Here is a 12,084-nt window from a genome sequence, read left to right on the forward strand (position 1 = left end):
AATTATAAGTTATCGGTCTCGTACCCAATACATAAATAAAGAGAGTAAATCAATGACTGACAAGTTTATTAAATCAAAAGCAGCTGTTGCTTGGGGTCCAAATCAACCTCTATCAATCGAAGAAGTAGATGTAATGCTTCCTCGTAAAGGCGAAGTTCTTGTACGCATTATCGCAACTGGCGTGTGTCACACAGATGCATTCACTCTATCTGGTGACGATCCTGAAGGTATCTTCCCATCTATTCTTGGTCACGAAGGTGGCGGTATTGTTGAAATGGTTGGTGAAGGCGTAACAAGTGTTGCTGTTGGTGACCATGTTATCCCTCTTTACACAGCAGAATGTGGCGAGTGTAAATTCTGTAAATCAGGTAAAACAAACCTATGCCAAGCAGTTCGTGAAACTCAAGGTAAAGGCCTAATGCCAGATGGTACAACTCGTTTCTACAAAGACGGCCAACCAATCTACCACTACATGGGTTGTTCTACTTTCTCTGAGTACACTGTACTTCCAGAAATTTCTCTAGCGAAAGTAAATAAAGAAGCACCTCTTGAAGAAGTATGTCTTCTAGGTTGTGGCGTAACAACAGGTATGGGTGCAGTACTTAACACAGCAAAAGTTGAAGAAGGTAGCACAGTAGCAATCTTCGGTTTAGGTGGTATCGGTCTATCTGCAATCATTGGTGCTCGCATGGCTGGTGCTAGCCGTATCATCGGTGTTGACCTAAACGAAACTAAATTCGAACTAGCAACTCAACTAGGTGCAACAGATTGTATCAACCCAGCTAACTACGATAAGCCAATTCAAGAAGTCATTGTTGAAATGACTGATGGTGGTGTTGACTACTCATTTGAGTGTATCGGTAACGTAAACGTAATGCGTTCTGCACTTGAGTGTTGTCACAAAGGTTGGGGTGAGTCAATCATCATCGGTGTAGCAGGCGCAGGTCAAGAGATCTCTACTCGTCCATTCCAGCTCGTTACTGGTCGTGTATGGCGTGGTAGCGCATTCGGTGGTGTTAAAGGTCGCTCTGAGCTTCCTGAAATCGTTGAGCGTTACATGGCTGGTGAGTTTGGTCTACAAGAGTTCATCACTCACACAATGGCGCTAGAAGACATCAATGAAGCATTTGAATTAATGCACAAAGGTGAAAGTATCCGTACGGTAATTCACTACAACAAATAATTAAGAGTTACTCCCTACTACACTACTACTCTTAATTTTAGCGCTGCTCAACTTGGGCAGCGCTCTTTTACCAATAAGACGAATCAAGCCAATGACATTAGAAAATATCAGCTGTAATAAAAGTGCAGGTGGCTGGCACAAACAATACACTCACCATTCAGAAGTATTAAGCTGCGACATGCGCTTTGCTATTTTTTTACCGCCACAAACAGCAACAGGTAAAAAAGTTCCCGTTCTTTACTGGCTTTCAGGTTTAACCTGTACAGATGAAAACTTCATGCAAAAAGCAGGGGCTCAACGAATTGCAGCCGAACTGGGTATTGCCATTGTAGCTCCAGATACTAGCCCTCGCGGTGAAAACGTACCAGATGATGAAAATGGTGCATACGATTTTGGTTTAGGTGCGGGCTTTTATGTTAATGCCACCCAAGCACCATGGGATCGTCATTACCGTATGTATGATTATGTGGTAAATGAACTGCCAGCGATTATTGAAGCCAACTTCCCAGTTACTGAGCAACGAGCTATTTCAGGTCACTCTATGGGTGGTCATGGTGCTCTAATGATCTCACTGCGTAATCCAGAACGTTTTAGCTCAGTGTCTGCTTTTAGTCCGATTGCCAATCCAATCAACTGCCCTTGGGGACAAAAAGCATTTAATGGATACCTTGGTGATAATCCTAAAGAATGGAAAAACTATGACTCAAGCGAGTTAATGCGCCTGGCAGAGAAAAAGCTACCAACCTTAGTAGACCAAGGTACTCAAGATAACTTTTATATTGATGGCCAACTCCGTCCAGAAAGCCTTGTGGCAGCAGCAGAAGCAAATGAGTATCCATTAGAGCTTCGTATGCAAGATGGTTATGACCACAGTTATTACTTTATGGCGAGCTTTATTGAAGATCATCTACGCTTCCACATGAAGCACTTTGGTTAACCTTAGTTTGCCTATTATTGGGCAAATAAATTAACCCGTTACACTATGATTACTTCATAACATGTTCATGGTTCGTCGCCAAAAATAAAGCCTCGATATATTACTATCGAGGCTTTTTTTCATTTCAAACAATCTTAGCGATTTACTGAATGGTGTAAGTGTATGGCGCTTGAACACCTAGAGGGATACCAATTGCCCAGTAAACCAATAGGAAGATAGTCCAGCCTACAAGCATCGCGATAGAATATGGCATCATCATTGAAGCCAATGTACCGATACCAGAGCTCTTCACATAACGCTGCATGTAAACCACAACAAGCGGGAAGAACACCATCATCGGAGAAATGATATTAGATACTGAATCACCAACACGGTATGCCGCCTGAGTTAATTCAGGAGAAATACCTACCGCCATTAACATTGGCACCATAATAGGACCAATCAATGCCCATTTCGCAGATGCAGAACCTACTAATAGGTTTACTGATGCGGTTAGAAGAATCATACCGATAATAGTGATTTGACCTGGTAGATTCATCTCTTGCAGCAATTTAGCACCAGAAAGAGCCAACAGCGTACCAATGTTTGATTGAGTAAATGCAACTAGGAACTGAGCAATAAAGAATACCATGACCATAAAGCCCGCCATACCAGCCATTGTGGTTGACATCGCTTTAATAACATCTTGGCTCTCTTTAAAAGTGCCTGCTACTTTACCGTAGATGATACCTGGAATCACAAATAGGATGAAAATCAACGGAACAATCGACTGCATCACTGGAGCATTAAATGCCGCAATCTCACCCGATGGAGAACGAAGCGGTGATGTTTCAGGAATAAGCACAGCAACAAGTAAAGCAATACCAGCAACCATAGCCCAACCAGCACGAGAGAATGCCTTCGACTCAAGTTCTGTAAATGAACCCATATCTGGTGCTTCTTCAGCATCATCATCAATCGCTGTTTTCGCTAGACGAGGCTCAATGATTTTATCTGTAATATACCAACCAATTGCAACAATAATGAATGATGATAGACCAGTAAAAATAATGTTTGCTAGCGGGTTTACGATGTAATCAGGATCCATAATACGAGCGGCTTCTTGCGTAAAACCTGCCAGTAATGGATCGATACCTGATGGAATAAAGTTTGCTGAGAAACCACCAGAAACACCAGCAAATGCCGCTGCAATACCCGCTAGAGGGTGACGACCTGCCGCATGGAAAATAATACCACCAAGAGGAATAACCAGTACGTAACCTGCATCGGCTGCTGTGTGTGACACAATTGCCACTAAAATCAGCATCGGCGTTAAGAATTTAACTGGTGTTACATTCAACATCTTCTTAAGGCCAGTATTAATAAAGCCAGATGCTTCAGCCACACCAACACCTAGCATCGCAACTAACACGATACCTAGCGGTGCAAAGCCAGTGAAATTCTTCACCATATTTGCAAGGAAACTTGCCATAGACTCGCCAGTCAGTAGGTTTTTAATCTCTACTGATTGCTGAGTCACTGGGTGAACCAGACCAAAGTCAAATTGTGATAGAACTGCGGAAAGAACCCAAACTAGGACCAATCCCCAAAAGAATAGAAGAGCCGGATCTGGAATTTTGTTACCGACACGCTCAATGCCGTTTAGAAACTTATCCATCGCACTTGATGGCGCTTCTGGTGCCTGTTTTACTGCTTGATTACTCATGGGAACTCCATGGCTATAATTGATGTTGTATGGTGCTGGCGTCTGTTTACGACTATTTCTGTCGCTTTTAAGTATTTTCGTCGATGTTATAGCAGTCGTTACAAATGCAACAAACCGTCACCGGATTGTAACCATAATGACAAATAAAAAAGCACGATCGACCTAGCTAATAGCTATTTTGTATAAGGGTATTTTGTAAACAAGTGTAAATGGTAAACATAAATTCCATTTTTCATTAACAACAAAGATACATATAACAAGGACAAGCAGATATTTAAGAAATTACAAGAGTGGTGATATTCCCCTAACCTACACAATAGTTGCGGTGTTCAAACATGAAGGGTTTTAGATGATTTTCGTTTGATACTATTTAAGTCTGATGCCTATAAGCAAAAGAAAGAAACAAAAAAAAGCCTCTGAGTTTCCCCAAAGGCCTTTGATCTTATTTTTTAACTACGAATTTTTAGAATCTTATTCCCACTCGATGGTTGCAGGTGGCTTACCTGATACATCGTAAACCACACGAGAGATACCATCGACTTCGTTAATAATGCGGTTCGATACCTTACCTAGGAAATCATATGGTAGGTGAGCCCAGTGCGCTGTCATAAAGTCGATAGTTTCAACAGCACGTAGAGAAACAACCCAATCATATTTACGACCATCGCCCATTACACCAACAGAACGAACTGGTAAGAATACGGTAAAGGCCTGTGATACTTTGTTGTAAAGATCTGCATTGTGAAGCTCTTCAATGAAGATAGCATCAGCACGACGCAGTAGATCACAGTACTCTTTCTTCACTTCACCAAGAACACGAACACCTAGACCAGGACCTGGGAATGGGTGGCGGTATAGCATGTTATAAGGCAGACCAAGCTCAAGACCAATCTTGCGAACTTCGTCTTTAAATAGCTCTTTTAGTGGCTCAACCAAGCCCATTTGCATATCGTCAGGCAAACCACCCACGTTATGGTGTGATTTAATAACGTGTGCTTTACCTGTTTTTGATGCTGCAGATTCAATTACATCTGGGTAGATAGTGCCTTGTGCTAACCATTTTGCATTTTGCAGTTTCTTCGACTCTTCATCGAATACTTCAACAAATACACGGCCAATAATTTTACGTTTTGCTTCTGGCTCATCCACACCGGCAAGTGCTTCAAGGAAACGGTTTTCAGCTTTAACGTGAACAATGTTTAGACCAAAATGATCACCGAACATATCCATAACTTGCTCGCCTTCATTTAGACGAAGCAGGCCGTTATCAACGAACACACAAGTTAACTTATCACCAATTGCACGGTGAACCAGCATTGCAACTACTGATGAATCCACACCACCAGATAGGCCAAGGATCACTTCGTCATCACCCACTTGCTCTTTAATACGAGCGATAGCATCTTCGATGATGTTGGCAGATGTCCATAGCTTTTCACAGCCACATACATTAAGAACGAAGTTTTCAATGATACGCATACCTTGACGAGTGTGCGTAACTTCTGGGTGGAACTGTACGCCGTAAAAACGTTTTTCATCATTAGCCATTGCAGCGTATGGGCACGTTGAAGTTTCAGCAACTTTGGTAAAGTCAGCAGGAATTTCAACAACTTTGTCACCGTGGCTCATCCATACATCAAGTAATGGAGTGCCATCTTCTGCAATTGCATCTTCAATGTTTTTAAATAGATCTGTTGGTTCTACAATTTTAACCTGAGCATAACCAAATTCACGCTCAGAAGAACCTGCAACTTTACCGCCTAGCTGCTCTGCCATTGTCTGCATGCCGTAACATACACCAAATACTGGCACACCAGCTTCAAACACATACTGAGGAGCACGAGGTGAACCGGCTTCGGTCACACTCTCAGGACCGCCAGATAGAATGATACCGTTTGGATTAAAGTCACGAATATCAGCCTCATCAACGTCCCAGCTCCAAAGCTCACAGTAAACACCGATTTCACGAATACGACGAGCAATCAATTGAGTGTACTGTGAACCAAAATCTAAAATAAGGATGCGTTGATCATGAATATTTGTGGTAGTGGTCATTATCGAGCAGTCTCAGAAATTTATTGAAAATAGGGGGCATCAAAGTGCCCCGATCTTATATAAGCTTTTTAATTAGGCAAACGTTTTCGCTAACTAGGAATAGTTTGTTACAAATTAACCTAGGCGGTAGTTTGGTGCTTCTTTAGTAATAGTCACATCATGCACATGAGACTCTTTCATACCAGCGCCAGAGATACGAACAAACTCAGCCTTAGTACGAAGGTCTTCAATTGTTGCAGAGCCAGTTAGACCCATGCTTGAACGTAAACCACCCATCTGTTGATGAACGATCTCTTTTAAGTGACCTTTATAAGCAACGCGACCTTCGATACCTTCTGGTACTAACTTGTCAGCAGCGTTATCAGATTGGAAGTAACGGTCAGATGAACCTTTTGACATCGCACCAAGAGAACCCATGCCACGGTATGACTTATAAGCACGACCTTGGTATAGCTCAACTTCACCCGGAGCTTCTTCAGTACCCGCGAACATTGAACCAACCATTACGCAAGAAGCGCCAGCTGCAATCGCTTTACATAGGTCACCAGAGTAACGGATACCACCATCAGCAATAACAGGAATGCCATATTGATCTGCAATTGAAGCCGCTTCAGAAATCGCTGTAATTTGAGGAACACCAACACCTGTTACGATACGAGTTGTACAGATAGAGCCAGGGCCAATACCCACTTTAACTGCACTTACACCCGCTTCAATAAGTGCACGAGCACCTTCAGCAGTTGCAACATTGCCACCAACGATTGGTAGATTAGGGAATTGTTTGTGTGTTTCACGGATGCGTTGTAAAACACCTTCAGAATGACCATGAGAAGAGTCAATAAGTAGCACATCAACGCCAGCTTCAACTAGAGCTTGAACACGCTCTTCATTACCAGCACCAGCACCTACAGCAGCACCAACACGTAGACGGCCACGCTCATCTTTACATGCATTTGGTTTACGTTCTGCTTTCTGGAAATCTTTTGCGGTGATCATGCCTTTAAGACGGAAACTATCATCAACCAATAGCACTTTTTCAACACGGTGCTTTTGCATAATAGCTTCAACTTCTTCACGAGAAGCGCCTTCCTTTGCTGATGCAAGCTTCTCTTTTGGTGTCATCACTTCCACAACTTTAAGTGAAAGGTCAGTTACAAAGCGTACATCACGACCTGTAATAATACCGATAAGCTCATTGTTATCAGTAACAACAGGGTAACCTGCAAAGCCATTTTCTTCTGTCAGACGTTTTACATCTGCAATGGTGTTATCAGGCTTAACAGTTACAGGCTCAGAAACAACACCTGCTTCGAACTTTTTAACCATGCGAACTTGTGCCGCTTGTTGTTCGATAGACATATTCTTATGGATAAAACCGATGCCACCTTCTTGCGCAAGAGCGATAGCCAAACGACCTTCAGTCACTGTATCCATAGATGCAGACAGCATTGGAATATTCAGAGTGATCTCTTTAGTCAAATGGGTGCGCAGATCGGCAGTGTTCGGTAGGACTGTAGAATGAGCTGGAACCAGCAAAACATCATCAAAAGTCAAAGCTTCTTGTTTGATTCGTAACATTGCAATATCTCACACCAATTAAAGGGTTTTATAAAGAAGATTAAAATATTGCGGACGGATTATACGCACGGTGCAAACGTTTGGCTAGTGTTTTTTTTGAATTTTTAATAAAAAATATTTGACATTTTTCGATTGATACGTAATATATTTCGGTTAAGTTTCAGGTGCTGCGGGCAAAACACTTTGGGTAAGATCTGTCCAATTGATCCCCCTTTTCCTTTGTTGCGCCCAAATTTCGTTCATTGATTGAATTATACTCGTCTTTCATCGCAGCCCTTCCCTCTCTTCTTTGGTAAAGGTGTTTTTCATCGTGACAATGTTCGCTCAACCGACCCAAAGCAATAATCGAATTTTTACCGTATCCACTCTAAATGCCCAAGTTCGCGTACTACTTGAAAATGAAATGGGTATTGTTTGGTTAGTCGGTGAGCTCTCTAATTTCTCCATGCCGGTTTCTGGTCACTGGTATTTCACCTTAAAAGATGCTCGTGCTCAGGTGAAATGCGCCATGTTTAAAGGCAATAATCGCCGAGTACTATTTAAACCTAGCAATGGTACTCAAGTGCTCGTTAAAGCACGTTTATCCCTCTATGAGCCTCGCGGTGACTATCAGCTTATAATCGAAAGCATGCAGCCAGAAGGCGATGGTCGACTCCAGCAACAGTTTGAACAACTTAAAATGTCTTTGGCCGCAGAAGGTCTGTTTGCCCAAAGCATTAAAAAACCGTTGCCAGAGCAACCAAAACGAGTGGGGATCATTACCTCAAAAACAGGTGCTGCATTATTTGATATTCTAAATGTGTTACGCCGACGCGATCCTGGTTTACCGATTGTGATCTATCCAACCATGGTGCAAGGCGAAGGTTCTGCGATTTCGATTGCTCAAGCCATTGGTCGAGCTAACAGCCGCAAAGAGTGTGATGTGCTAATAGTGGGTCGTGGCGGTGGATCTCTTGAAGATCTATGGGCGTTTAATGAAGAAATTGTGGCGCGTACTATTGTTGCCAGTGAAATCCCTATCGTCAGTGCAGTTGGTCATGAAGTTGATGTCACCATTGCCGATTTTGTTGCCGATGTTCGTGCTCCAACGCCATCAGCTGCAGCAGAGCTGATCAGTCGCGATATGACTCATCAAACTCAAGCCATTACACAAAAGAAACAGCAGCTAAATCATGCTATGCGCTATTATATTGCTAAACAGCAACAACAAACTCAGCGATTACAGCACCGATTAGAACGTCAACATCCACAGATGCGACTTAATCAGCAGCAACAACATTTGGATGAGTTAACTGGCCACTTACATCAAGCGATGCAACGAAAGTTAACTCAGGCAGATCAACGTGTAGAACGTATTAATTACAAGTTATCGCTCTATTCACCAAGTCAAACAATCAAACAACTTAGTCATCATTTAGCGCAAAGTGAGCGCCGCCTTACTGATGCTATGGATCGCTCGCAGTTAACAGCTCGTCATCAATTAGCCATGATGGCAGAAAAACTGGAGGCAGTAAGCCCACTGGCAACTATTGCGCGTGGTTATTCTATCACCCAAAAAGAAGATGGTTCGGTTATTAGAAGTTCAGAGCAAGTCTCAACTGGAGATAGATTAGTCACCAAAGTTGCTCAAGGTGAAATTCGTTCAATCGTTGAATAGCTATTGTTAAGTAGTGATTAGAATAGAATTAAATTAACAAAAATAAATGCCGCTCTAGTTTTCTAGCCGCGGCATTTTTTATCTCCGGCATATGGACTTTATTAACCGCCCTACACCTTAAGCATTTTCATCTATTGGGGTGAAGACAAAACTGACCCGTGATTTTGATTTTAACTCATTACAGTGATTACAAAAGTAACTGGCTGAACCGCAGGCCTGTAGTTTTTCTAGCTCTTTACCACAATCTGGGCATAAGGCTTGTTTATTGATCTTCTGCTGGCAAAAATCACAGAAATAACCATTCTCTTTCCAAACTAATTCACTGGTACAGTTTGGGCATAGATTCTCAGACACTCACATATCCTTCTGTCGTCCATCCCGATGTAATTTCAAAATTTAGAGATTACTGGGTATAAAGATAATAGGCTCTCATAATGCTTTGATTTGTATCTGGCTGGCAATCAAAATTATTTTTCAAAATGTACTCTTTTGATCTCTATCGTGAAGATCGCTGCAAACCAGAACAAAAGAAAACAATAGCCTTTATGGATAAGAATCAGAGAACCAAGGATCTTTTATAACAAAGCAGATCTTAGACAAAAAGAGTCTTGATCAGCGATCTCATATCAAAAGAACATTTATCAATACACTTCCCGAAAGCATAAGTTACATATTCTGTTTTTGGATTTTAAACGATATTTTATTCTTAAATATTACATGTAAAACCAAAGATCCAATATATATAAAATTGGATCGGTTATAAAATCCAATAAAAAAGCCGAAACAAGTCACTCTGAGTTATTTCGGCTTATCTTTATGATTTAAAAACAAATTATTGTCTTTTTATTGATCTGGCATACATGACAATTTGTTGATCATTCACATATTCAAACTCAACCCATAGCTGATTGTATTCGGCTAAAGATTGACTATGAGTACCACCGCATGGGATCTCAATAACATTCCCTTCCTTAAGATCGCAGCACCAATAACGCGAATCGGTTAATGCTTGTCCTTCGCAACGCATAGTAATTGCAGATTCAAGTTCTAACCATTGAGTTAATTGCTGATTTATTTTATCTGCAATATCATTGAGTTGTTCTAACATATCAGCCGAATTTAGTCCGCGTTTACGTAAAGTCTTTCCTAAACGATACGTGTCTCGACTGCAATCTTCACTCACTTCGCTTTTCTCTTGAGCGTAACTGTGAAAATCATAATGTCCTAATTCATCTTTTCGTGACGCATCTTTACGCCAAAAGTCATGATGTAAAACTTTGTTTAAGGCAAGAGATGATAGATGCCCACCACTATGACCACGGCCTAACGCCTGCTGGTACGCTTTATCTACTGATAATTCGACTTCTTGGCCTATTTCCAGCATTAAATCCTGTGCTAGATGGTGAACTACCACAAATACCCAGCCTTCAGTATCACGACGAACTGGAATTGCATCAGCCACATATAAAGTTTGGGAAGCTAGTTCAACCGCACCAACCAAGCAATTTATAACAGCATAATCTTGATTCGCTACGGTAATAAAACCACGATCGGCAGGGTGATCTGGCCAAATATGACTGACAGGATGAAATGGTGTGGTATCAGTAACGATCCATGTCCCTTCTGAATGAGCAACACACAATTGTACTTTAGCAGTGCACTGCCAAATATTAGAGGTAAACAGAACTTTTGTTGCATTTAACATAAAAACCAACTTTTAAAATACTAAATACGTATAAATAATCAGCAAAGGAATACAATGAGAGCGAAATAATACAATTAAATATGTGACAACCTTCACAATGAGTCTTAAAAGCGATTTATTCAACAATTAGTATATGCAAAATATATCACTTCATATAAACACATAATTGCAATAAAGAGTTACCTTGATGAATAAAAAATTAGCGCTAAGTTTAATGGCATCATCTCTTATTATTGGTCTGACTGGATGTCAAGCAACAGGAGAACAATATAAAGCAACCTCTTACCAAGTATCAGCTCTTAATCATAAACAAGAAGCGAAAACGATTAATATTATCGCAGTCACTGCAGCTCAAGTCCAAGTCGATAACTCTCAAGCGAAAAAAACAACAACTGCAGTCGGTAGCTTACTAGGTAGTGTTGCTGGTGCATTTATTGGTGATAATCAAGGAGAAACTTTAGTTGGAGGCCTTTTAGGTGGTGTTGCTGGAGGTGCAACAGGCCTTGTTGTTTCAGATACGATCATGGTTGAAGGTGTGACCCTTACTTATTCAGAAAAAAACAAAATTTTCACCTCAACCCAAATAGGTCGTTCTTGTGAATTTAAACCAGGGGTTGCTCTTGTTGTTTCAACAGAAAAAAATGAAACCCGTGTTCAACCTAACTCTGTATGTGTGGAGCAAGGATGATCAAGAAAAGTTTCATAATAATAACAGCTCTAATATCGACCTCTTCATTGGCGAATGGTCTGCAATCGCAACTCCAAGCAATACAGCAAGCCGAGCAACAAGGCATGGCTAATGTACAAGCAGAACAACGTCGACAGCACCGTATTGAAGAAGAAAAAAGAGCTAAACAAGAACGTATAGCGGAACAAAAACGTAAGCATCAAGCGGCTATATTAGCTCAAAGAAATGCTCTTGCAGCTAAGCAAAAACAAGAGAAAGAAACTGAGCGACTTGCAGATAAGTACCGCGATCAACATTATGAAGATGAGTTACGTCAATTAGAAATAGAAAGACAAAAGCTTGCAATTCAGCGTGAAAATGCCCGACTTTCCCGTGAAAATGACTTTATTGATGCTGAGTTAAATCGACAAAAAGCCCAGACAGATATTTTACAATCAGAAGCCGACGCTACCCGAAATATCTCAAAGGGAACACAGAATTTAATGGAGTCAAAAGGTAAAGCCGCAGAGAATGAAACTAAAGGTTGGTTTAACTAATTTTTAGTTTAGTTTTTCGCAATAAAAAGCCCAATCATTA

Annotated in this window: 10 protein-coding genes; 5 read left to right on the forward strand and 5 right to left on the reverse strand. The window is 41.1% G+C overall.

All coding sequences use genetic code 11. The features are described 5' to 3' along the window. Positions 1-52 precede the first annotated feature (52 nt). Positions 53-1,183 (forward strand): S-(hydroxymethyl)glutathione dehydrogenase/class III alcohol dehydrogenase, encoded by a 1,131-nt coding sequence (locus tag CTN07_RS02485; protein ID WP_005300708.1) that lies wholly within the window; start codon positions 53-55, stop codon positions 1,181-1,183. Positions 1,184-1,274: 91 nt separating this feature from the next. Continuing rightward, complete coding sequence (gene fghA / locus CTN07_RS02490; protein ID WP_005300709.1) at positions 1,275-2,120, forward strand: S-formylglutathione hydrolase; 846 nt, start codon at positions 1,275-1,277, stop codon at positions 2,118-2,120. 142 nt (positions 2,121-2,262) lie between these two features. Here fghA and CTN07_RS02495 read toward each other — a convergent pair whose 3' ends face one another. From CTN07_RS02495 to guaB, 3 genes are all read right to left on the reverse strand, one after another. After that, a complete protein-coding gene (locus CTN07_RS02495; RefSeq protein WP_005300711.1) occupies positions 2,263-3,825 on the reverse strand; it encodes an AbgT family transporter in 1,563 nt (520 codons plus the stop codon). Positions 3,826-4,296: 471 nt separating this feature from the next. Continuing rightward, positions 4,297-5,880, reverse strand: a complete 1,584-nt coding sequence (gene guaA, locus CTN07_RS02500; protein ID WP_036764303.1) for a glutamine-hydrolyzing GMP synthase — start codon at positions 5,878-5,880, stop codon at positions 4,297-4,299. A 114-nt stretch (positions 5,881-5,994) separates the two neighbouring features. After that, the gene (guaB, locus tag CTN07_RS02505; protein WP_036764305.1) at positions 5,995-7,458 is read right to left on the reverse strand and encodes an IMP dehydrogenase; all 1,464 of its coding nucleotides are present in this window, start codon (positions 7,456-7,458) and stop codon (positions 5,995-5,997) included. Positions 7,459-7,774: 316 nt separating this feature from the next. Here guaB and xseA point away from each other — a divergent pair, with 316 nt between their 5' ends. Then, a complete protein-coding gene (xseA, locus tag CTN07_RS02510; RefSeq protein ID WP_172460612.1) occupies positions 7,775-9,115 on the forward strand; it encodes an exodeoxyribonuclease VII large subunit in 1,341 nt (446 codons plus the stop codon). 117 nt (positions 9,116-9,232) lie between these two features. On the opposite strand, the gene CTN07_RS02515 is transcribed toward xseA, so the two are convergent. Together CTN07_RS02515 and CTN07_RS02520 are read right to left on the reverse strand one after the other, a co-directional pair. Further along, the gene (locus tag CTN07_RS02515) at positions 9,233-9,469 is read right to left on the reverse strand and encodes a zinc ribbon domain-containing protein (protein ID WP_036764306.1); all 237 of its coding nucleotides are present in this window, start codon (positions 9,467-9,469) and stop codon (positions 9,233-9,235) included. Between the two features lie 478 nt (positions 9,470-9,947). Further along, complete coding sequence (locus CTN07_RS02520) at positions 9,948-10,820, reverse strand: alanyl-tRNA editing protein (RefSeq protein ID WP_005300722.1); 873 nt, start codon at positions 10,818-10,820, stop codon at positions 9,948-9,950. Between the two features lie 187 nt (positions 10,821-11,007). Between CTN07_RS02520 and CTN07_RS02525 the strand changes: the two genes are divergently transcribed. Together CTN07_RS02525 and CTN07_RS02530 are read left to right on the forward strand one after the other, a co-directional pair. Then, entirely contained in the window at positions 11,008-11,508 is a 501-nt protein-coding gene (locus CTN07_RS02525) for a YMGG-like glycine zipper-containing protein (RefSeq protein ID WP_036764307.1), read from the forward strand. Then, positions 11,505-12,044: a DUF5384 family protein gene (locus CTN07_RS02530; RefSeq protein ID WP_198911696.1), complete on the forward strand. Its 540-nt coding sequence runs from the start codon at positions 11,505-11,507 to the stop codon at positions 12,042-12,044. Before CTN07_RS02525 ends, CTN07_RS02530 begins: the two co-directional genes overlap by 4 nt. The last annotated feature ends 40 nt before the right edge of the window (positions 12,045-12,084 follow it).

The organism is Photobacterium damselae (genome assembly GCF_003026815.1).
GTDB lineage: Bacteria > Pseudomonadota > Gammaproteobacteria > Enterobacterales > Vibrionaceae > Photobacterium > Photobacterium damselae.